The following is a 23105-nucleotide window of genomic DNA, read 5'->3' as shown; positions in this document are numbered from 1 at the left end:
CTATTTATTTTTTGCCTCAATCCATTTTGAAAGATATTTAGAGCTAGTTAAAGTGTGATGTTGCAAGAGCGCTCCAAAGAAATTTTGCTTTCGATGCGCTTTTAAGTTTTTCTGTAATTCTACAATTCTATTTTGCAGTTCATCTTCAAAAAGACTTTTATCAAATCGATTGGTCAAAATTTTAAATCCTTTTTCTTGAGCTGAATTCCAATCTTCTTTATCAGAATATAATCGAACTGCAGCATTTGCAAACTCATTATAATCATCAGTCACAAATCCATTCCAATTCGCATTATTTGAAATACCTTCTGCGCCAATATTTGTAGTAATTGATGGCGTTCCATTTTGCATCGATTCCAAAAGTTTGCCTTTGAGTCCCGCACCAAAAGGCATTGGCGCAAGCAACACTCTGGAATTAACCATAACTTCATTTGCATCTTGCGCGCGACACTTTACTAGAAATCCCTCTTTTATATTGTTCAGTTGTAAAATTTCTTGAGTTGCATAAGCGCCATAAATCTGAATTTTGGCTTCTGGAAGTTGTTTTCTAATCAACGGCCAAATTTCCTTTTTCAGCAATAAAGCCGCTTGCTTATTTGGTTCATGAAGGTAATTTCCAATAAACAGAAAGTTATTTCTTTCCTCAAAACTTGCAATAACTCCAGTCGATTTTTCAGCAAAAATCGGAATATAGTGAAGTAGTTTTTCAGAAATATTAAAAACATTTTGAAGAACCTGCATTTCAAATTCAGAAATAATCAGCGATAAATCACATCTTAAAATACTAGCCATTTCACGCTTTGCAACATCCTGCAAAAGCAAACTGTCCAGCTCAAATTCTGTTCCTTTCTTATAGGCAACTTGCCTGGCCAATCTCAAACAATGCAAATCTTCGGTATCCAAAATTCGCAAAGCGTCAGGACAATTTTCCGCAACTCTCCAGCCATACTGCTCTTCGATCATAAAGCGATCAAAAATTACGATGTCTGGATTTTGGGATTTTATATAATCATCAAAGCTCGAAGAATTCAATTCAATCTGCTGCGTCGCGATATTTAATTCGTAAAAATTCAAAGAATAATCACTTCGCATCGCCGCCGAACAAAAAGTAATTTCGTAGTCGTAGGATTTCAAAAACTGCAAAAGTTGCAACATTCTCGTTCCTGCAGCCGAAGATTTTGGTTCTGGCCAAACAATTCCGATAATTAAAATTTTCTGCGACATATCATCAATTTTTCAAGACTGCGAAAGTACAAAATCGCCAATAGCTTTCTGCCCTGTCAAGAACGGAAATCAATTTGATTCAATTTAAAAATTTTTTGGCTTTCGCCGAATATATTCAGGCCGCTCAAAAATCGTATCGCTAGCACTTCAATTCTTTAGCTAGATTTAACAGCCTTTCGAGATATAATCGTTAATTTTAAACAACTCAAAACCGAAATTCTATGTCATTTTTCTCCAAAATAAAAAATACAATCTCTCTCTTAAAACAAGTTGATCTTGACCAATTAGCTAAGATCAACGAAAAAATTGATTTAGCCGAAGCGATGACTGCTTTAGGTTCTCTAGATGATAATCAGTTAAAAGGTTTGATGAAAATGCTAAAAACCAAAAAGAAGAAAAGTCAGAGCGAATTGCCTCCGGTTGATGGAGATTTTTATGATTTAAGTTTAAAGCTAACTCCAGAAGAGCGCGAACTTCAATTAAAAGTTCGGAAGTTTATGGAAGAAGAAATCAGACCGATTGCAAATCATTATTGGAATCGTGCCGAATTCCCTTTCGAAATTATTCCCAAGATGGCCGAGCTTAATATTGCTGGCCTGACCTACGACGGTTATGGATGTGGAAATAAATCCTCATTGATGGAAGGAATCATTGCGCAAGAATTAGCGAGAGTCGATGTGTCAATCTCAACCTTTTTTGGAGTTCACAGCGGACTTGCAATGGGTTCAATTTACCTCTGCGGAAGCGAGGAGCAAAAGCAAGAATGGTTACCTGCAATGCAACGAATGGAGAAAATTGGTGCCTTCGGGCTTACCGAGCCCGAAGTTGGATCTGGCGTGGCGGGCGGAATGGATACCACTTGTAAATTTGATGGCGAAAAATGGATTCTAAACGGTCAGAAAAAATGGATTGGCAACGCAACCTTTGCCGATGTGATAATCATTTGGGCTAGAGATAGTGATAGCAACGAAGTAAAAGGATTTCTGGTTCGGAAAGAAAACCCAGGTTTCAAAGCCGAAAAGATGGAGGACAAGATGGCCTTGCGAACCGTTCAAAATGCAATTGTCACTCTCACAGATTGTATTATTGAAGAAAAAGACAAATTACAGAACGCAAATTCTTTCAAAGACACTGCCAAAGTTCTAAAAATGACTCGCGCGGGAGTTGCTTGGCAAGCTGTTGGATGTGCTCGTGGAGCATATGAAAGCGCCCTGAAATATACCAAAGAAAGAGAACAATTTGGAAGACCAATCGCTTCTTTCCAGCTTATTCAAAATCACTTGGTTGAAATGCTTTCCAACCTAACTGCAATGCAAACTATGGTATATCGCCTTTCCGAATTACAAGATCAAGGTTTATTAAAAGATGAACATGCATCACTTGCCAAAGTCTTTTGCAGTATGAAAACCCGCGATGTTGTGAGCCGAGCCCGCGAAGTAATGGGCGGTAACGGAATTTTGCTAGAATATGATGTTGCGAGATTTGTCGCCGATGCTGAAGCGATCTATAGCTACGAAGGAACGAAAGAAATTAATACGCTGATTGTAGGGAGAGCAATCACAGGCTTTGGGGCTTTTGTAAATTAAAAAATTTAGTCCTCCGAATTATTTGGCAACAATCTAAACCACAACTAATTTTCTAATACAGAAACTCTCATTTTGGTTCAGGTCAAGCTTTGCGCTGTGTCTTCTGCGTCAGAAATTGCAATTTTTAAGTTAGAAATTTTTGAATGGCAGCAAAGGGTGTACTTCGCCAATTCGCTTCGCTAGGACCTCTGAAATGCTGAGCGGTTGATCTAGACTTAAAACAAATCAAATTAACGATTTACCGTGTTTCAAGTGCCATTATTAGTAAAGTCTAGAATTTTCTAGAAATTATTAAGCTAGTGATTGCAATCGATATTCCAAATTTCTTTCAACATGCTTGGCCGTAACTGCTTCTAATTGTAAAAAACTGAATCTAATTTACAGTTGAAATTATTCAGCTAAAGAATATTTCTAGTAACGATTTATCACGGTTTTGTTATATATTGCTCGAGTAATTAAACCTACTGTTAGTACGCCGATAATTGCCGCAAATTGGAAGTGTTTTGGAAGACATTAGAGATATTAATGAATACGGCTACATATAATGACGGGCTAGATCTTCCCTAATTTTGGATAAATTAAATCACATATTAACTGTTTACGTTATTCCCTTATTTCTTGCTGCGCTTGGACTTGTTGCTATGCTGTTTTCTCTTAATGACAACCATATTAACATAGACCAAACGACAGAAATCTCGGGGACCCTTAACTCATATTACACTTATAAATGGGGAAGAGGAAAAAGTGACTATTTTATTATTTTAAAACTTAATGAATACACTAATGAATTTGAAGACAGTTATTTGACTGAAAGCCTTTGCAAGGAATATTTAATAAATAATAAATCAAAGCTCACGTTCCGCATTGATAAAAAAGACGAGCATTCGATAAACGGACAAAGACCAATCGCGACTATAGGCACAATGGTAGATGGGTTAGTGTTGCAGTCAGTGGAACAAAATATAAATAGAGAGAAGATTAAAAATTATCTGTTGCCATTTTTAGGTTTAATCTTGGTGACATTAGCTTATCATAGTTATAGAAAAGGACATCATAATCATCTTAAAACAAGATAAAAAAAAGCTAACATTCACGAAGGAAGAACAACCGCCAAAATGGTGTTCTGCGGAGTTTCAGTTTCTGACTAATATTTAAAGCTGTTTTATCTTTATAATAGGACGATTTCTCTACCGAAGCTACAGAAATACTTAACTATTCAGACAATCTTCAATATTTAGTGGAGAAAAAGTCATCCGAGGGGGTCGTTCGTCAATCAATTAAAGCAACTAGAAATTATATATAAATGAGCGTTAATAAAAGACTCTTAGAACAAAAATCAAATCAGCAACTAGAAAAATATATTGAAGTTGGAAATAGGTATGTCCCAGAAGCAAATTTGCACGCATATGAAATTTTAAAAACTCGAGGACGAGAATTTACAGATGAAGAAAAGGAACGGATAACATTTTCCAACAAGAAAAATATTAAAAAAATGGATGTCGTAATTCATCCAAATTATAAAAAGTCTTCTGACTTAGTATATCTATCTGGAGCTTTAGGAATTATAAATTTAATTTTGAGTTATCAAAATTTTGATAGTGGAATGAAAATTTTCACCGCTATAAGTTCACTTGCCTTTGTTTTTGGTATCGGATATTTAATTAGTAAGGGCAACAAATCGATGAAATATGTTTGTTTAGTTATTTTAATTTTAGGGGTTTTAACTTTTCCGTTTTTACTTTCAAACTTAATAAATCAACCTCTTGTTGGATTAATTAACATTATTCAAACAATTTTACAAATTTGGTCCTTAGTTTTACTATTTAAAATTCCAAAACTAGCAGAATAATAACTGGCAGAACAACATCTTCCTTGGGAGTATCGGTTGCGATTCTATCCCTATCGATATATCGAAGAAGAATTGTAAGTACCGATCGGGATCAAGGATATTAATCTTGCTCCTTTTTCTTGACAACATTGAGATCATTGATATTAAAATGTTTTCCATTAAACCCGTTTTAATTTGAATCTGAAAATAATCCACCTCTGCTAGAATGCATCGCAAATAAAACTAACAATATTATAAGTAATTTAAGTATGTAACGAAATTGCTTCGCCTTTTCACTATTTCTCGAGTCATCCTTCGTCAGTATGACAAGTTTGCGAAAGGCGTTTCTAAGTAATTCCTTGAAAATATATTGCAGAAATTTTGCTAGTTTTACTACTATTCTGTTACTTATTCTTGTGTGCTCAGCCCATTAAAGTTTCGATCTTATTTCTTGTCTGAATAACGTAAATTCTATTATTATGTGATGTGCTCTGCTAATTATCAAAGGCTCAGATAGCTTTCGATAAAAAGAAAAAATATTCAGATATATTTGCGAATTTTCTTCAGCAAGATTTATATCAATATCAACTAAATTCCCTAGCCGTGATAGTAGCGAAAATCCCGCAGGCAGCAAGGCTATTTTTTCCTGGTATAATAGAGCGACCTTAGTCCCGATAGCTATCGGGATACTATTATGACATTGGAAAAAAAGCCTTGCAACGAGGAATTGAAGTGAATAGCGCGATTGGCTCCTTAAAAAAATCAGAAAGTTGTTATAGAAAATTTTGAAGAGAAAGAAAATCCTTGGAGAATTTAAAGCAAAAAAAAAGTCCCAAACTTTCATTTGGGACTTTGGAGCGGAAGACGAGGCTCGAACTCGCGACAACCAGCTTGGAAGGCTGGAGCTCTACCAACTGAGCTACTTCCGCGTATTGGTGGTGCAAATATAAGGCAGAACTAATGTTGTATGCAAACTTTTTGAGGAAAAATTTTAAATAATTTTCGAAAAAAATCGCCGTTTCATCCTATCTATTTATCTTTGAAATAATTAGCACTAAAATATATTTCAAATATTTTTCCTTTAAACATGAATACTATTAGACAAATTGACGCTGAAGCTACTTTCGCAGTGAGACATTCAGTTTTGAGAGCTGGAAAACCTGTAGAAACTTGCAAATTTGATGGAGATAATTTGCCCGTAACGATGCATTTTGGGTATTATCAAGATGACAAATTGGTTGGAGTGGCTTCTTTATATAAAAAAAGTTCGAACTTGATTAAAAATTCTCGTCAATTTCAACTTCGGGGAATGGCGGTATTAGACTCTCATCAAAATATGGGAATCGGCGCCTCTCTATATAATTACTGCAAAAAATATTGCTTATCGCAACAACACGCTACTATGTGGTTTAACGCGCGCTCAGCTGCTGTGCCATTTTATAAAAGTATGCACGCAAAAATTAGAAGTGAAGCTTTTATCATTCCTGAGGTTGGCGAGCATTATGTAATGGTTTCAGATTAGAATTATGTAAGAATATGCGCTAAAGGCATATCAGAAGCGGGCGGAATAAGAGTAATTTTACACCATATAAATTTCTATATGTCTGCACGTTTTCATTTTTTATATTTCTTGCTCGCTTCGTTTCTCTTGGTTACTTCCTGCAAGAAGAAGGACAGTGCAAATCTTGATGCAAAAGCACCGATTGAATATTCTAAAAAAGCAGCTGAAAAATTTGTTGCACTTGCAATTGATTCCACTTCTCTAGCAGGAGAGAGTGCGAATCTTCTTTTCGATTTGTATAAGAAAAACAACTTCACTACTATTTGGAATCTTACATCCCAGCGCCAAAATGTCCTAAATTCAATTGCATCTTGCGGATCTGACGGTCTCAATCCGGAAGATTACCATTTAAAAAAACTTTCGGACAAGGAAGGAGTTATTTCTTCTGCATCTGAAAAAGAGCGAATTGAATACGATATTGAGCTTAGCGCAGCTGCACAGAAATTCTTGTCGCATCTATCAAACGGAAAACTCAATCCGAAGAAATTGTACTCAGACTGGGAGATAAAACGTAATAAATACGATATTAATGCTCATTTATACAATGCCATCAAAGGTGATTCTATCCTTGAAGCAGTTGCAAGTGCAACACCCCAACATCAAGTGTATAAGAGTCTGAAACAAGCCTTAAAAATTTTGGAAACCTTTCCTGATCAGAAATTCAGCACAATTAAGTCTGATCAAAAAATTCAGCTTAATGATAGTGTAAAAGATCTTATTACAATCAAGAAAAAATTAATCTATTGGAAGGATTTGCAAGCATCTGCTCCACTTTCGCCGGTTTATGATACTCTTACATACAAAGCTCTGAAAAGATTTCAGGTCCGACACGGACTTAGTGCGGATGGTGTAATTGGTCGTGGTACGATTGCCGCTTTGAATGAAACTAAGCAAGATAGGGAAAGTCAAATAATTGCAAATATGGAACGATGGAGATGGTATCGAAGATCTTTTGGTGACTATTACATTATATTAAATATTGCTGACTATAAAATGCGGGTCGTGAAAAATAATGATACTATTAATACTAGAAGAGTTGCCGTAGGAACAATAAAAAGAAAAACGCCGATTTTGACATCGAAGCTAAGTGATATTGTAATAAATCCAACATGGACCGTCCCTCCTACTATTTTGAAAGAAGATTTAGTTCCCTCTGCTCGTAATAATCGAAGCTACTTTGCCAGAACAAATATTTCGATTTTTGATTGGTCAAATAATCCTATAAGTCCAGAAAATTGGGATCCGGATAATTATACCAAGTATCGATATGTGCAGGGACCTGGAGATAATAATTCTTTGGGGAATGTGAAATTCAATTTTCCGAATTCACATATGGTCTATTTACACGATACAAACCACAAAAATATTTTTAGTCGAAATAATCGTTCCCTGAGTTCGGGTTGTGTAAGAGTAGAAAATCCACTACCACTGGCCGAAATGCTTTTGAATAACAGCCGATGGTCTCTGGATTCTATTAAATCGACCATTTCAAGACTTGAAACTACAAGTGTAAAAATGAAAGATCCTGTTTATATTTATCAGTATTATTGGACTGCCTGGAGTGAAAATGGTCAGCTGATTTTTCGAGATGATATTTACAATCTGGACAAAGATCTTAGCAAAAAACTACGAAACTAATGCCGCGATTGGTTTTGCTTTTGAAGGATGATAAATATAAAGACACGATTTGTCTTTAATTAAATTTATTATCTCATTGGTCAATCCTTGAGGAAGTGCTGGACAACCTAAGCTTCTTCCTAGTCTGTGATTGTTTTTGATAAAATCTTCAGAAACATAGTCTGCACCGTGGATTACCACTGCTCTTTCTCTAGCATTGTCATTAACGTTTTTCTCAAGACCATCAAGTCTTAAAGATTTTCCATGCTTACCAACGTAGATTTCGCCAGTTGCAAAAAATCCTAGTGAGCTTTTAAAAGACTCATTAACATTAGAAAAACTTGTGGCAAATTCATTGCCCGAATTTCTGCCATGTGCTACAAGCGAATTATAAAGCACTTTTTTTGTTATCATATCAATCACCCATAAACGTTTTTGATTTGACGAGATGCTGAAATCAATAATGGTAATAATATCTTTTTTAATTAGACCTTTTTCTTTCAAAAGATAAAATCCTTTGAGTGCGTTTTTAAAACTTTCGGCCTGAGGAATTGTAGTATTTAAAGCTCCTAAATCTTTGTAGATGCTTTCGGCTTTACTTTCGAAGCTAATTTCTGCCGATTTTATGTTTGAAGCGTAAAGTGTAGGTTTTTCTGTTACGGTTTCTAATTTATTCTCTGATGATTCTTTGACTGCATTTGTACTAGTTGATACTGTAAGAAATGCAAAGGCTAATAATGGTAGGATCTTGTATGTCATTGATTATCTTTAGGTTAATGTTAAACTCGGGTTGCCAAATGTAAAAACTATTTTTTGTTATGCAATTGATTTTGGTAAAAAATTACTGTTAAAGCGCACATTTTAACGTTGAAGCTCAAAAAATTTCGAACTATTCTTACAAAAATCGCCTCAAAAATGTAAAACATATAATAGTTGAACGTAAATATATAAGTAATAGTATTTCTATATAGTAATATAGTGCGCATTTTTTCTTAACCTCCTATAAGCATATTAATGGTAAGATTAAGTTTGGTTAATGTAAAATTGGTCAAAAATGCATTTCAGCGATAATGAAGTTGGCGTTAAAAAATAATCGCAGGGATTCGGTAGTATATTATTGATTATGCAACTATTGTACCACAAGTCTTAATTAATTATCTAATTTTCACAGTTTTATATATAATTTTAAGTTTTGATCAACCCGCGAAGCTTCTTTTTATTAGGCTTTACGCTTCCATAAAAAGTTAATTTTATAGAAAACAATCAGGCCAACAATTGAGTTTGAAATAGTACCTTTGTAGCTACAGCTGCTCATTTTTTTTCTTTAAATTAAAAACAGAAAGATGCACAAAAAAGTACTTTTAATGATTCTTGACGGTTGGGGAAAATCTCCAGATCCCAAAGTTTCAGCCATTGACAATGCACATACTCCTTATATAGATAGTTTATACCTCAAATATCCTCACGCGCAGCTTCGTACAGACGGACTTAATGTTGGTTTGCCCGAGGGTCAAATGGGAAATAGCGAAGTTGGACACATGAATCTTGGTGCTGGTCGCATAGTTTTTCAGGAATTACAGCGGATAAATAATGCTTGTAGTTCTAGACAAATTATGAACGAGAAAGTTCTTTTGGAAGCTTTCGCTTACGCTAAAAAAAATCAAAAGAAAGTTCACTTGATGGGTTTGGTGTCAGATGGTGGAGTTCATTCGCACATCAATCACCTAAAAGCGCTCGTTGAAGCAACTCAAGATTTTGGACTCAAAGATGTGTTTATCCACGCCTTTACCGATGGTCGAGACGTTGATCCTAAATCCGGAGAGTTCTTTATTAATGAACTTCAAAATTTTACTAAAGATACTACGGCAAAGTTAGCTACAATAATTGGTCGCTATTATGCCATGGACCGCGATAGACGTTGGGAACGTATTAAACTTTCGTACGAACTTCTCATCAATGGTCGCGGCGCACCCTCTCAAGATGCTATAAAAAGTATTCAGGAAAGTTATGCGAATGATATTACTGATGAGTTTATCAATCCAATTGTCATGGTTGATGATCATCAGAAACCAATTGCTACAATAGATAAAGATGATGTTGTAATTTTCTTTAATTTCCGCACTGATAGAGGAAGACAGTTGGTAGAAGCAATGACGCAAACAGATTATCCAGATTGCGAAATGCATAAACTCCCGCTCTACTTTGTTACAATGACGAGCTATGATGATTCTTTCCAAAATATGCATGTCATCTACTACAAGGATAATTTACAAAAAACCTTGGGAGAGGTTCTCGCCGATGCCGGAAAAACTCAATTGCGAATTGCCGAAACAGAAAAATACCCACACGTTACTTTCTTCTTTTCAGGTGGACGAGAAGACCGATTTGAAGGTGAGAGCCGAATAATGTGTCCTTCCCCAAAAGTTCCGACCTATGATTTGCAGCCTGAAATGAGTGCATTTGATATCTGCGATCAACTAGTACCCGTTCTCGAAAAAAGCGAAGTCGATTTTGTATGTTTAAATTTTGCCAATGGCGATATGGTAGGACATACCGGCGTTATGGAAGCGGCAATTGCAGCTTGCGAAGCGGTTGACAAAGCGGTTGAGAGAGTGCTAACCGCAGCAAACAATAGCGATTATACTACAATCTTAATCGCAGATCACGGAAATTGCGAAACGATGATTAATCCTGACGGATCGCCAAATACCGCACATACAACCAATCCCGTCCCAATTATATTGATCGATAAGACGTTGAAAGCTATTCGCAACGGTGTATTGGCAGATATTGCCCCAACTATATTGGAATTGATGGGTGTAGAAAAACCTGAAGTAATGACTCAGCATTCATTATTATAAATGCGCTATATTGTAAATTATCAATTTATAAATTAAAAACAACATGGAAAACGATTCTCATAAAGATCATTTAGAAAATATATTTGTCGGCGTTATTTCTGAAGCTATATTAGAAAGAGAATATCATTGGTACAAAAAAGAGTATGATTCGTACCATGTCGATTCGGTTTTACTCAATGATTTGAAATCTGAAATTGCCGAAGTAAGTATTTCAATTTACATGGCAACTTGGTGCGGGGACTGTCACCGCGAAATTCCTAGATTCTATAAAATTTTAAATGAGGCTGGTATTGACGAATCGCGTATTGTAAATGCATCTATGGATCTTACTAAAAAGACTCCAGAAAATTATGAAGAAGGAATGAACATTACAAAAATTCCAACCTTTATCTTTTTTAAACATGGAGAAGAACTAGGTCGTATTGTAGAGAAGCCAACAGTTTCACTTGAATATGATATGCTTCAAATCCTAGAAAGAGAGGTTTAACTTTAATTTACGGCGGTTAATTCCCTTACAAATAGCATATTTTAGTACTTTTGCCAACTGAAAATAACACATTATGATTATCCCAAAAACACGAGAAGAAATTGAACTAATGCGCGAAAGTGCTATGATTGTTTCAAAATGTCTCGGAATGATTGCTCCAGAAATGAAACCTGGCGTTACTTCATTGTACATTGACAAATTAGCCGAAGAATTTATTAGAGATCATGGCGCAGAGCCAGGATTTCTGGGAATGTACGGATTCCCAAATTCACTTTGTATGTCACCAAATGCTCAAGTTGTACACGGAATTCCAAATGCCACACCGTTACAAGAAGGAGATATTATCTCGGTAGATTGTGGTGCTTTAAAAAATGGTTTCTACGGAGACCACGCGTATTCATTTAAAATTGGTGAAGTATCTCCAGAAGTCGAAAAACTTCTTCAAGTAACCAAAGAATCACTTTACGTTGGAATCCGCGAATTTAAAGCTGGAAATCGAGTAGAAGATGTGGGCAGCGCAATTCAAAAATACACCGAAAGTCACGGCTACAGCGTCGTACGCGAACTTGTAGGACATGGGCTTGGTCGCAAAATGCACGAAGATCCCGAAATGCCTAACTACGGTAAAAAAGGTAAAGGAAAACTTTTTGTTGAAGGAATGGTCGTGGCAATCGAGCCAATGATCAATCTAGGTACAAAAAACATTAAACAGCTTAAGGACGGCTGGACAATCTTAACAGCAGACGGAAAACCATCGGCACACTTTGAGCACGATGTTGCTCTTATCGACGGGAAACCTGAGCTACTATCAACCTTTGCATATATTTATAAAGCATTAGGAATCGAATCTAATGAGGAAGATGAGTTCAGAAAAACGCCTTTAGTCCTGTAATACTGTTTTCTCTATAACGGTTATTCACTCGGAAGAGTAGTATGAAAAAAATTTTTAGTTACGTTTTAAATTTAATTCCCAGACCTTTATTAATAAGGTTGAGCTACGTGGTACGACCAATTTTGGCCACCTTGCTCAAGGGCGATAAATACACAGATCCTATAGACGGTAAGAGTTTTAAGAAATTCTTACCGTATGGTTATGGCAAACAACGCGATAATGTTTTGGCTCCAGGAACGCTTTCTCTTGAGCGCCACAGATTATTGTGGTTATACCTCCAAAATGAAACCGATTTTTTTACCGCTCCCAAAAAAGTTTTACACTTCGCTCCTGAGCAAGCATTTTACAAAAGATTTAGAAACCAAAAGAATCTAGATTACACCACCACCGATTTACTATCGCCATTAGCAGACGTCAAAGCAGATATTTGCAATCTTCCCTTTGAAGATAATATGTACGATGTAATTCTCTGCAACCACGTTTTAGAACATATTCCTGACGATAGAAAGGCAATGCAGGAATTATATAGAGTTTTAAAACCCGGTGGAATGGCCATTCTTCAGGTACCTCAAGAATTACAGCGAGCCACAACTTTTACCGACGACACTATTACAGACGCAAAAGAACGTGCCGCAATCTTTGGACAATATGACCACGTTCGAATCTACGGTCGCGATTACTTTGACACCCTAAGATCGGAGGGCTTTAAAGTTGAAGAAGTTGATTATACTAAAACCCTTCCGGCAGAAGATGTAGAAAAATACGCACTTGCTAAGGGCGAAATAATTCCTGTCTGCACAAAGTAACCCTCTTCTCCACTCTATTCATTTTGTGGCACTGCAATTGTACTTGAGAAATTGTTATATTTACAATCTTCAAATATTCAAAATATGTATAAGTTTATAGTTTCTGCCCTGCTTTTTCTAGGATTTATCTCAAATTCACTAGCTCAGAAAGTTGTAGAAACACCGCCTCCCTTTAATATAAAGACCGTAGCTTTTTATCAAAATGGACAAGTTTCAGATCCAATCATAGGTTTGAGAGATTCTTTTCAATTAGAATTCGACGACCTTTTTGGCAACGAAGCAGATTATTACTACGAAATTCAACACTGCGATTACAATTGGAATCCATCAGGATTATCAAAAATAGATTATATTCAAGGTTTCGACAATCAACGAATTCAGAATTATACCAATTCTTTCAATACGCTACAATTATATTCACATTACAGATTATCGTTTCCAAATAAATTAACGCAGTTTTTAATTAGTGGAAACTACCTCATCAAAATTCTAAACGAAGAAAAAGAAGTGGTTTTTTCGCGTAAGCTGATACTTTTTGAAGACATTGTACAAGTTCCTGTTCAAGTAAAACGAGCTAGAAATATTAGTGTTATCAAGGAAAAACAGAATTTAGAATTCTCTATTTTGTCGCCTAACTTGCAATTTCAAAATCCAACTCAAAACGTAAAAGTACTACTAGTAAAGAATGGCGAGTTTAAAAATGCTATTTCAAATATAAAACCGATGTACACCATTGGGAATGATTTGATTTATAAATATGATTCCGAAACCCAATTTTGGGGCGGTAATGAATTTCTATATTTCGAAAATAAAGACATTCGTTCGGCAAATAATTATGTAGGTCGGGTAGATTCAAAAGAGATCTATAATGCGCATTTGTACCAGCACGACGCTAGAGCCAACAAGCCTTACACACTTGCCCCGGACATCAACGGTAGTTTCCTTGTCAATAATTTGGGCGCCGAAGATTTCAGCGTTGAATCAGATTATGCTTGGGTATTTTTCACACTGTCGGCGCCGGCAAATTTTACCAAAAAAGATATTTACGTAAACGGGAAGTTCAATAATTATGCTTTGGGCGAAGAAAATCGGATGGAGTATAACGCAAAAAATGGATTGTACGAAAAAGCTATTATGATTAAACAAGGTTTTACAAACTATCAATATCAGATTGCGGACAAAAATGGTGTAATCGATCAAAAAAACGCCATCGATGGCAATTTTTACGAAACCGAGAATAGCTATATTGTCTTGGTTTATTACCGCGAAAGCAATCAGCGCTATGATAGAGTAATTGGTCGCGGCGCTGCAAGTTCCTTGGATATAACCAATTAACAATTGCCAATTGTTGAGAATTTTTTGTAATTTTGAGAAACATTCGTCATCTTAGCAGTTATGGTTACACAAATCACACGAGGTATAAAAATCACGGTACTTACAGGTTTTGAAGGTACTTTCCTTAAAAACTACCGCTTGCATTTTGCGTTCAGTTATCAGATAACTATTGAGAATCATAGTAAAGATTCAGTACAACTTATTTCAAGACATTGGGATATTTTTGATGCGCTCAACGATCCTGAGGTAGTCGAAGGCGAAGGTGTTGTTGGTCTTAAACCGGTTTTGAAGCCGGGAGAATCTCATTCCTACAGTTCAGGGTGTTTTCTAGAATCACCTTTTGGCTCGATGAAAGGCTACTTTAATATGGTTAATTTCACTAGCACTCGAAAGTTCAAAGTAGTTGTCCCGTCCTTCAAATTGAGCGTACCTTACGCATTGAATTAATTGGTTAGTACTTTCCTTATATTTTTTAAAGGCTTTCGCCAAAAGACTTCAGTGTACTTCATCTAGCATCTGGACCGAGGCAGACTGTGGATTTGTCGACCTCAAGCAAGAAGGCGATTTTGGCTTCGGTTGAAGGTAAAATCATTGGAATCATCTATCATATTCAGAAAGAATTTTTTGTCTTTTCAATTTTAACAAAAATGAAGTTTTCTTATTTACCTCTAAAACTCAATGAAACATAACTTCTTAATGGTTAAATTTCTCAACCTAAAAGGCATTAAGAAAAATGTAGTATTCTTCTCCACCCATAAAACTTAATGAAACTTAATTTCTTAATGGTTATTTTTTTTCTACCATTAAGGCATTAAGTAAAATGAAGTACTCATCTCTACCCGTAAAACTTAAGGAAACTTAACTTCTTAATGGTTATTTTTTTTCTACCATTAAGGCATTAGGAAAAATAAAGTACTCTTCTCTACCCGTAAAACTTAATGAAACTTAATGAAACTTAACTTCTTAATGATTTACTTTTTTCTACCAGTAAGGCATTAAGAAATGAAGTAATCGTTTCTACCCATAAAACTTAATGAAACTTAACTTCTTAATGGTTAAATTTTTTCTACTAGTAAGGCATTAAGAAAGTACTCGTCTTTACCCGTAAAACTTAATGAAACTTAACTTCTTAATGGTTATTTTTTTTCTACCATTAAGGCATTAAGAAAAATGTAGTATTCGTCTCCACCCATAAAACTTAATGAAGCTTAGCTTCTTAATGGTTAAATTTTTTCTACCATTAAGAAATGAAGTACTCGTTTCTACCCGTAAAACTTAATGAAACTTAACTTTGTAATTGTTAAATTTTTTCCGCCAGTAAGGCATTAAGGAAAATGAAGTATTCGTCTCTACCGGTAAAACTTAATGAAACTTAACTTCGTAATGGTTAAATTTCTTCTACCATTAACGCATTAAGAAAAATGAAGTACTCTTCTCTACCTGGAATACTTAAAGAATCTGGTAAAACTACTTACTTTAAAATAGATGACGGAAGATCGGAAAAAGTGATTCCAATAATGCATTCTTTCTCACTGATCACACTTTGATTTTATCTCAAAAAAAAATCGCCACTAAGGGCGATTCTTTTTATAAAATAAAATTTTTAAAATTAATTGATGGTTTTCTTAGTGACTTTCGCTCCATCAATCGAAGTAATTTTCACAATCAAAACTTGGTTAGTCTCTCCAACATTTATCGAAACTTCGTTCGAATTTATGCTTTTGGCAATAGCCAATAATCTACCTCTAATATCGTAAACTTCAACATTTTCAAGAGTTGTCATTCCTGAGTTGATTACAACATTGTTTTGTTTCTTGTAAAGAACTACTGAATTTGAATCGAAATTTGGATTTGAAACCGATAAAGGATTCAAGTACACGATGTCAAAACGAGTATTAAAACTTCCCGCTTCCGTAGCAAATGTGTAGGCTGCATTTTTTAAATCGTGCAAAACACCAACACTATTATCACGCAAGAAGATATCTTGAGAACCTTCAAACAATCCATCCACGTGATCAATTGCAATTGTGTAGCTTCCTGCCGTTGCCGTTTTAAAGTTTAATGCTACTACATCTGAAGATACAAACGGCGCACGCCCTTGAATAATATATTCAGAATTGTCCAACCAAGATGTAAGTGCTGTCGATCCGTCACCAAGGTATTTTCCGTCGGTGCGATCTAGTTCATTCTCCGCTTGAGGCATATAGGCTACAAGTGTTTGACCAAATTCACCAGCTGTATTGCTAACATTTAACCAAATACGACTTCTATCTTGAGAATTTGCATTCTTGAAAAATTGATTGTCGTTATTTAGTTTTGTACGCATTGAATTTGTGAACACAGCGCCACTAGATTTTGCTTTAGCAATAAAGCCTTGTCCAACTTGAATAAATCCATTTGGCACTTGACTTGGAGCCGAGGCTGACCCTGCAGTTCCAGCACCACCAGCTAAAGTGTAAGTTGCATAATATGCACTAGCATCTTGTACTGCATTACGTCTTCTCCAGAAGTATAATGTTCCATCTATTGATGATGAATTTTCAGTTAAGAAAGCATCTGCACTGATCATAGAAGGATATGGATTAGATAACATATTGAAACCGTTTAATGTTTGAGCCAACTCTACTGGAACTGTTCCGTTTGTAGGTTTTCCGGTAAATATTCCAGTCCAAGATGTTGCTTGAACAGTAGTGCCAAAGATCGTATGATTGTCCGGCATTCTTATAAGATATCCTTTTCCGGATGCGAACGTATTTGTTTCAGGTACGATTGTGTTAAATTGATCGGTAGAAGTATTGTAAGTATAAAAGCGAGTAACAACGGTTAAAGGTGAAAACTGTTTTAGTGTTTGAGCACCAGTTACTGGCGATCCCCACATCGTATAATCTGATCTATAAAGTTTGGAGCTTTCTCTTTCAACTATAATATTTCCCGAATTTTGGACATCTGTAAGTTGAATCAGGTTTGTATTGCTTTCCATCTTAAAGCTTCCAGATTCTACCGTAAGTGCACCGTTAAGTGTTACATCAAAAGTTGCTCGAATAGTCACCGCAGCATTATTATTTACTACTATACTACATGCTTCAATACTTGCTGTTGCTGTAAAAGCCCCAGTGAATATAGCAGATGTATTCGCCGTTGGTATTCCATCGCTCCAATTATTCCCGTCCCAAGTCGTGCTTTTGATCTCAATGGTAGCAGTATTTGAAACTTGTTGTCCACAATTTCCACTTTCAACAACTGCTCGAAAATATGTTGTTTGATTTAACTGCCCTACTTCTGCTCCAGTTAATGTTGTAGTGAAATTTGAAATATTTGTAAACACATTAAAGTCTGAAGTCTGCGAACGTTGCCAATATAGAACTTTACCAACGCTTCCACTTAACAAAACATCAGCTGGACTTGTCGCTGCACAAATTTGCTGACTTACAACCGTTCCAGGTACCGTCAATGGCAAAATTTTCACTGGGTTGGTATTATCTACCGCCACAAATCCGTTTGCATCGCGTACGGTTAATGTATAGTTTGTCTCTCCATCAATGTTGGTTGGAACTTGTACAATTTGCGAGTTCGCTAAACCATTAGACCAAGTATAAGTAAATGGGGCATCTCCACCCACAACTTCTGCGGTAAGAAACGCATCAGAACCCTTGCAAAATTCCCCATAACCAAACACCTCAACACTAAAAACACCGGCTTTAATACCCGTGAAAACTGAAGCTTGTCCAGCGGTCAAGGTTGCATTGGTTGCTACTATCGTATTATTTGACAAAGTGCCAAACTTAATCCAAGGATTTGACACAACATTAAAAGCTCCATTAAACTGTGCAGCAGCAATTTCTGCTTCTACTCCAAGAACATCTACAGCATCGTATTTTCCAGTGATTGTTGCAACAGCTCCAGTAATTCCGTTTTGAGTTACACTCCAATACTTTCTCAAATAATTCTGAGAACTGTTGTTATTTGGATGTTTAATATCTTTTAGATTTACGGCTATAAATGCACTACTAAATGATCCAGCAGTTACATTTACCGTTATTGGCGCGTAACTTGGCGCTCCAGCTAATTCTCCGATTGGGAAAAAGTAAGATCCAATTGCTGTAACAGGTCTGCGTACCAAACCAATACCGTCAGCAACAATCATTGTATTTGTTCCAAAAGTTCCAGCGACAGCAGTACTGCCAAGAGTAAGATTATTTGCACCAAGAACTACATTACCTTTTGTAAGAGTAAGTGTTCCGCCAACGCTAATATCTTTTGCAAGAATAACTGCTCCGGTTTCTTTGTTTACAATTAAATTACTGAAATTAATCGCAGCCGTTCCAGCAATGGTTTGATTAGAAATACCAGCTAAATTAATCGTCTTAGCAGTAAAATTTATAGGTTGATTTATGGTTAAATTTCCTCTAACATTTAAGGTAGTTGGAGCAATTATAGCTCCCGTCCCAGTTACTTTTAGGTGATGATAACCACCAAATTCAAGTCCACCTGGTGCAGGAATTATCTGGTTAGTTCCTTTAAACTCAATTGTGTTTGGAGTTAAAGTTGTAAACATTGTCCCATTATTGGTAAAAGTTCCAGCAATACTCATATAATTCCCCTCCAATGCTCGAAGACCTGCGCCAGTGGCAATCGTTAGATTATTAAAAGATGTTGATCCTGAAATAGTTGCATCAATATTATTAAATAGTACTGTTCCATTTCCAGGATTAAAAATTCCGTTATTTTGCCAAGCTCCAGCTCCATCATAAACAGTTAGTACTGAATTATCAGGTGTATTTACAACAGCTCCCGCGTCAATCGTAATTGTCTTTACGCTTGAAGTAGCATCGATAATAGGATAGCGATTAGATCCGGTTGACACATTTGGAATTAATACTTTGGTAGTTGCTGATGGAACTCCTTTTGGTGTCCAATTTACAGCCGTAATCCAAGAAGTACTTTCTGATCCATTCCAAGTTAAATCGGAATCCGCTCCTTCGTCCAAGGTAATAAATACTTGACCGAAAGTGTTTTTGAAATACAATCCAACGTTGGCATTTGAGATTTCTACCCAATTATCAGTCGTATTATTGTTTGATCGACCTTGATCAAATGTATTCAACGGTGAAATCGTATGAGCCCAGAAAGCCAATCTAGATTCAGCATTACCATTCAGTTCACTATCTAAGTAATGCTGACGAATAATGGCTTTTGTGTTAATTGCACCAGTATGAATGATATCAAACTGACGTAAAATTGTTCCTGCTTTCCAAGTTGGTGCGGTACCAATTGTTAATTTCGCACTCATAGAAGTTGGAAGTGTTCCTGCTGGAGGGAATGTAATTGAAGAATTTGGATGACCAAAAGTGTATGTCTTATTAGGAGCAAAGACATCTCTTTTTATAATTCCAGTTACATCACCAATCCCGGTATTAATTCCATCAGGTCCCATTGTTAAAGTAAAACCTGCCATTGATAAACTTCCCTGAGTTGCACTTGCATTAGGTTTCGGCAAATCTAGTTTACCGTTTACGGTTAAATTAGCAACTGCAGTTGTTCCCGCAGTTGATGATAATGTCAAATTGTTGTAAGTTCCAGCAACTAAGGTTTGATCTGTAGAAGTTGCATTCATATTCAGAATACCAGTACCTCCCCAAGTTTTGCCTGAAGCAAATGGAGTTGCAGTTACATTTTGTGTTCGGATTATTCCGTTGTTCTGAATAGACGTTAAATTTCCATTTACTGTATTTGTTCCTAGATTTAATATTTGTTGCTCGTCAACACTTAAAAGGTTGCTTACAGAAAAGTTGTTTAAAGCAGTAACCGTATTAGGATTTGCTCCAATTAAACTGAAAGATTGCAAAGTATTAGCTGCGGTGTCAAAACTTAAACTTGGATTTTGAGTTCCTCTTACAACTAGTTTACTATCAAATCCACCTACTAATCCATTGGCAATTGTATTTTCTACCTTTCCAGCAATGGTTAGCGTTTTATCTTTTATAGATAATTTACCACCATTAAATTGAAGACGGTTTTGAACCGATAAATCAGCGGATAAATTTGCGTTTCCTTGTAGAACGAAATCTTCGGCAATTCCATCAAAGGCAACTGTGTTTGTAGATGTATTTGCGATAACCTCTATATCATCAATTCCAAATTCATCTTGAACAGCAGTTGCGGTAGCAGTAGATCCTGACCACCTCAAGTTATAATACTTATCTGATGGTATGTTTAATCCTGTAAGTGTCACAACTCTGTAGGACGCTTTCCATGTGGGATTTAAATCAATAGATGCATCAGAAATAACATCAATTTCAGCAATAGCATTTATAAAATTTGATGCGCTTTCCAACTTGTGGCTAAAACTAATTTTAGTAGATGAATTTTCGACGTTTTTAATGTAAATTTTATAGCCGATGTTCAACGAGGTAATTGTCGCCCCCGTTCTATTATGTAATCTCAGTGTAACAGTACCTGGATTAAAATCACTCCCTCCAGGTTTAATTCCCAAGGTATAATTATCAGTTGCCGTTGAACTTACATTAAATGCGTAAATTCCCGACTCGTCCACATCACCATCTGAGGCTCCCATTTCATAGCTACTATCCTCCGGACTATTTCCGCCAAAGTTAATCACACCACCTTCAAAACCAGTAAATGCCCACGAATCTGAATCTAACTGACCTGGTTCAGCAATTTTTGCAATACCTGCACCCTGAAATTCTCCTAAATTAACGCCATCAACTGTAGTATCAAAGTCTATTTTATAACTAGTATTGGCGACTTTAACTTGTAAGCCAGCCGGACTATTTGCAGTGGTTACATTTCCTGGAGCGTGTACCGAACGGTAATTTTCGGCATTCGCTGGACCATTAAACTCAATTACTGACACATGGTATACAGTGTTTGGATTTAATCCAGTGACATTAACAGAATTTGCCGCTCCTTTATAAACAACAAAATTACCAACGCCAAGTTCACTTCCAATTCCTATAATTCCATTTGCTGTATAATTTGTTCCATCAACTGGCAATGCATTCACTGCTGAAGCTTCTTTAATTAAAACGATACGATTTGATCCGTTACCATTAGTCCAATTAACCGTCAAGGTAGTAGAAGTCACATTCGTGAAGTTTATCGCCGTTGCTGCAGTTGTAGGCTCAAGCGCTAAAACCTTGCCCGAAACTGCAACAAGTTTTGTAACTGCCCCTGTAGCAGCATTTGTAATATTCCCTGTGTAAACACCTGCAGTGGCTGCTGCTTTTACTCGTACATTGATAGTTAGTGGCTGTCCAATTAATCCACCTCCATTATTTTGTAATACAAGTGGGTTGGAGTACGTGATTGACGATCCGACCGACATTTCAAAACTAGCTGGAGCAGTTAACGTTGCGCCACTTTCTAAATTATTTCCAGTAATAGTATACGTTTCGCTTGATGAAGCAGTGCCTTGAATAGTTGAAAATGCAGGAAGTGAATTTTTTGACAACGTTAGTGTTGGAGCACCCGAAGGCTCTATATCAAAAACCACAATATTTGATAATACAGTATTATTTTTTACTTGTACATTGGCATTACCAGATAGTACAAGATCTGAAGCCGGAATTACAGCAGTAAGAGTTGTTGAAGATACATATGTTGTTGGTCTTTCCTGACCATTCCACTGCACTTTGCTCGAAGGTAGAAACCCAGTTCCATCTACAGTCATAGTAAAAGATGAACTACCTGCAATTTTTGAGTCTGGATCGATTGATATAATTTCTGGGGTTTGAACACTTACCGAAATATTATCGAAAAAAGCAGTTTGATTTTTAGTTGTAGCTGCACTCCAATACCCACCCATAATCGTTAACGGCTCGTTTACATAATCGGTATGTATCCATGTTTCTTGAAAAATAAGAGTACCTGACTTTGGATTCTGAAATGTACTTCCATCTTTTCTAAGATACAAAGACCATCGATTATCCGCTGGATTATACTCTACTCGCGCGCTTGTATATTCCCTTCCGAAATCTGTATAGCCAGAAGCCTTTGATGATAACTTAGTTGAGAAAGTCTTTAATCCATTTGAATACGCTACTAATCTAATTGCATCGGTAGTACCATAGTTTCCAAGAACCAGCGCCCACCCTTTTCCAGTAGCTACATTAGAACCTAGCGTTCCTGCCAAAATAAAAGCAACACCATATTGACCGAATTCAAAGCCTCTCGGATTGGTTCTTATTTGACGCATATTAAAAGTCCACGAAACAATTCCCGCATTTTGGCTTAGAATTGGATTATATGCATTGTCGAAATTAGAAACGTTAGTAGTGGCAGAAATCCAACCTGTGGGATTGCCAGCGGAGGTTGCATCATTGGTTAATGTAAGGATTCCACCACTAATTCTGGCGCCGAAATCTTGACCGCTACGTGCGACAGTCCAGTTGGAAGTACCAATAGCACCATTTGTGGTATAAGCTGAACTTTGAGCTGTGGAAAAAGTTTCCGTAAAAACCGTTTGCTGTGCATAACTTTCTGTCAATGTCATTATAAATGACAGGCAGAACAATAGCGCAAATTTGCTGAGTAAAGATTTAATCATAAAAATAATAATTATTGTAATTTTCAAATAAAACGCAATATTAACGCACTTAATCCGATTTGTGTGCGTTTCGTCCTTTTAAATTATAAAAATTTCTTAAAAATCGTTTCCAGCATACTGTAAGCCAACTGCTTAAAATCAGACCGTTTGTATTTTACTACAAAAATCCAACAGCTTCCTTTTCTTGTCGTGAAAATTTTTGCAACCAATAAAATTTTTAGAAGGCTTTCGGCAAAAAAACGCTGCTTAATACAACTTTAGGATTAGCAAGGTAATTTCATCTATTTTTCAGCTAAAGCAAGAAGGCATTTTTGTCCTCGTTTGAAGGTGAATTCGTTATGC

Annotated in this window: 14 protein-coding genes and 1 tRNA gene; 11 read left to right on the top strand and 4 right to left on the bottom strand. The window is 36.2% G+C overall.

Features of this window, described 5'->3' with window-relative positions; all coding sequences use genetic code 11:
- Positions 1 to 1224 (bottom strand): glycosyltransferase, encoded by a 1224-nt coding sequence (locus SBO79_RS05500; RefSeq protein ID WP_318642708.1) that lies wholly within the window; start codon positions 1222 to 1224, stop codon positions 1 to 3.
- Between the two features lie 221 nt (positions 1225 to 1445).
- Here SBO79_RS05500 and SBO79_RS05495 point away from each other — a divergent pair, with 221 nt between their 5' ends.
- The 3 genes from SBO79_RS05495 (at position 1446) to SBO79_RS05485 (ending at position 4659) form a co-directional block, all read left to right on the top strand.
- A complete protein-coding gene (locus SBO79_RS05495) occupies positions 1446 to 2810 on the top strand; it encodes an acyl-CoA dehydrogenase family protein (protein WP_318642706.1) in 1365 nt (454 codons plus the stop codon).
- Positions 2811 to 3379: 569 nt separating this feature from the next.
- The gene (locus SBO79_RS05490; RefSeq protein WP_318642704.1) at positions 3380 to 3886 is read left to right on the top strand and encodes a hypothetical protein; all 507 of its coding nucleotides are present in this window, start codon (positions 3380 to 3382) and stop codon (positions 3884 to 3886) included.
- A 227-nt stretch (positions 3887 to 4113) separates the two neighbouring features.
- Complete coding sequence (locus SBO79_RS05485) at positions 4114 to 4659, top strand: hypothetical protein (protein ID WP_318642703.1); 546 nt, start codon at positions 4114 to 4116, stop codon at positions 4657 to 4659.
- Positions 4660 to 5491: 832 nt separating this feature from the next.
- On the opposite strand, the gene SBO79_RS05480 is transcribed toward SBO79_RS05485, so the two are convergent.
- Positions 5492 to 5567, bottom strand: a tRNA-Gly gene (locus tag SBO79_RS05480).
- 158 nt (positions 5568 to 5725) lie between these two features.
- Between SBO79_RS05480 and SBO79_RS05475 the strand changes: the two genes are divergently transcribed.
- Positions 5726 to 6160, top strand: a complete 435-nt coding sequence (locus SBO79_RS05475) for a GNAT family N-acetyltransferase (protein ID WP_318642701.1) — start codon at positions 5726 to 5728, stop codon at positions 6158 to 6160.
- A gap of 78 nt (positions 6161 to 6238) precedes the next feature.
- Complete coding sequence (locus SBO79_RS05470; RefSeq protein WP_318642699.1) at positions 6239 to 7837, top strand: L,D-transpeptidase family protein; 1599 nt, start codon at positions 6239 to 6241, stop codon at positions 7835 to 7837.
- On the opposite strand, the gene SBO79_RS05465 is transcribed toward SBO79_RS05470, so the two are convergent.
- Positions 7826 to 8575, bottom strand: a complete 750-nt coding sequence (locus SBO79_RS05465; protein ID WP_318642698.1) for a murein L,D-transpeptidase catalytic domain family protein — start codon at positions 8573 to 8575, stop codon at positions 7826 to 7828. The genes SBO79_RS05470 and SBO79_RS05465 overlap by 12 nt on opposite strands.
- Positions 8576 to 9159: 584 nt before the next feature.
- On the opposite strand from SBO79_RS05465, the gene gpmI reads away from it, so the two are divergent.
- The 6 genes from gpmI to apaG all read left to right on the top strand — a co-directional run bounded on the left by gpmI (position 9160) and on the right by apaG (position 14644).
- On the top strand, positions 9160 to 10677 hold the full coding sequence (gene gpmI / locus SBO79_RS05460) for a 2,3-bisphosphoglycerate-independent phosphoglycerate mutase (RefSeq protein WP_318642696.1): 1518 nt from the start codon (positions 9160 to 9162) through the stop codon (positions 10675 to 10677).
- A 43-nt stretch (positions 10678 to 10720) separates the two neighbouring features.
- Positions 10721 to 11164 carry a thioredoxin family protein gene (locus SBO79_RS05455; RefSeq protein ID WP_318642694.1) on the top strand — a complete coding sequence of 148 codons (444 nt, stop codon included), beginning with the start codon at positions 10721 to 10723 and terminating at the stop codon, positions 11162 to 11164.
- Between the two features lie 73 nt (positions 11165 to 11237).
- Entirely contained in the window at positions 11238 to 12056 is an 819-nt protein-coding gene (map, locus tag SBO79_RS05450; protein ID WP_318642692.1) for a type I methionyl aminopeptidase, read from the top strand.
- Between the two features lie 41 nt (positions 12057 to 12097).
- On the top strand, positions 12098 to 12862 hold the full coding sequence (locus SBO79_RS05445; RefSeq protein ID WP_318642690.1) for a class I SAM-dependent methyltransferase: 765 nt from the start codon (positions 12098 to 12100) through the stop codon (positions 12860 to 12862).
- A gap of 84 nt (positions 12863 to 12946) precedes the next feature.
- The gene (locus SBO79_RS05440) at positions 12947 to 14197 is read left to right on the top strand and encodes a type IX secretion system plug protein (RefSeq protein WP_318642689.1); all 1251 of its coding nucleotides are present in this window, start codon (positions 12947 to 12949) and stop codon (positions 14195 to 14197) included.
- Between the two features lie 60 nt (positions 14198 to 14257).
- Positions 14258 to 14644 carry a Co2+/Mg2+ efflux facilitator ApaG/CorD gene (gene apaG / locus SBO79_RS05435; RefSeq protein ID WP_318642687.1) on the top strand — a complete coding sequence of 129 codons (387 nt, stop codon included), beginning with the start codon at positions 14258 to 14260 and terminating at the stop codon, positions 14642 to 14644.
- 1162 nt (positions 14645 to 15806) lie between these two features.
- Here apaG and SBO79_RS05430 read toward each other — a convergent pair.
- Positions 15807 to 22763 carry a RemA C-terminal-like gliding motility protein gene (locus SBO79_RS05430; protein WP_318642685.1) on the bottom strand — a complete coding sequence of 2319 codons (6957 nt, stop codon included), beginning with the start codon at positions 22761 to 22763 and terminating at the stop codon, positions 15807 to 15809.
- Positions 22764 to 23105 lie beyond the last annotated feature (342 nt).

The organism is Flavobacterium ardleyense, assembly GCF_033547075.1.
Taxonomy (GTDB): Bacteria; Bacteroidota; Bacteroidia; order Flavobacteriales; family Flavobacteriaceae; genus Flavobacterium; species Flavobacterium ardleyense_A.
This window is presented reverse-complemented; position numbering and strand designations above follow the sequence as displayed.

Bases quoted from the DNA above. Each gene is read 5' to 3' on its own strand.
- SBO79_RS05500 (WP_318642708.1), bottom strand. From the start codon at position 1,224: ATGTCGCAGAAAATTTTAATTATCGGAATTGTTTGGCCAGAACCAAAA.
- gpmI (WP_318642696.1), top strand. From the start codon at position 9,160: ATGCACAAAAAAGTACTTTTAATGATTCTTGACGGTTGGGGAAAATCT.
- SBO79_RS05495 (WP_318642706.1), top strand. From the start codon at position 1,446: ATGTCATTTTTCTCCAAAATAAAAAATACAATCTCTCTCTTAAAACAA.
- apaG (WP_318642687.1), top strand. From the start codon at position 14,258: ATGGTTACACAAATCACACGAGGTATAAAAATCACGGTACTTACAGGT.
- SBO79_RS05455 (WP_318642694.1), top strand. From the start codon at position 10,721: ATGGAAAACGATTCTCATAAAGATCATTTAGAAAATATATTTGTCGGC.
- SBO79_RS05445 (WP_318642690.1), top strand. From the start codon at position 12,098: ATGAAAAAAATTTTTAGTTACGTTTTAAATTTAATTCCCAGACCTTTA.
- map (WP_318642692.1), top strand. From the start codon at position 11,238: ATGATTATCCCAAAAACACGAGAAGAAATTGAACTAATGCGCGAAAGT.
- SBO79_RS05430 (WP_318642685.1), bottom strand. From the start codon at position 22,763: ATGATTAAATCTTTACTCAGCAAATTTGCGCTATTGTTCTGCCTGTCA.
- SBO79_RS05440 (WP_318642689.1), top strand. From the start codon at position 12,947: ATGTATAAGTTTATAGTTTCTGCCCTGCTTTTTCTAGGATTTATCTCA.
- SBO79_RS05475 (WP_318642701.1), top strand. From the start codon at position 5,726: ATGAATACTATTAGACAAATTGACGCTGAAGCTACTTTCGCAGTGAGA.
- SBO79_RS05465 (WP_318642698.1), bottom strand. From the start codon at position 8,575: ATGACATACAAGATCCTACCATTATTAGCCTTTGCATTTCTTACAGTA.
- SBO79_RS05485 (WP_318642703.1), top strand. From the start codon at position 4,114: ATGAGCGTTAATAAAAGACTCTTAGAACAAAAATCAAATCAGCAACTA.
- SBO79_RS05470 (WP_318642699.1), top strand. From the start codon at position 6,239: ATGTCTGCACGTTTTCATTTTTTATATTTCTTGCTCGCTTCGTTTCTC.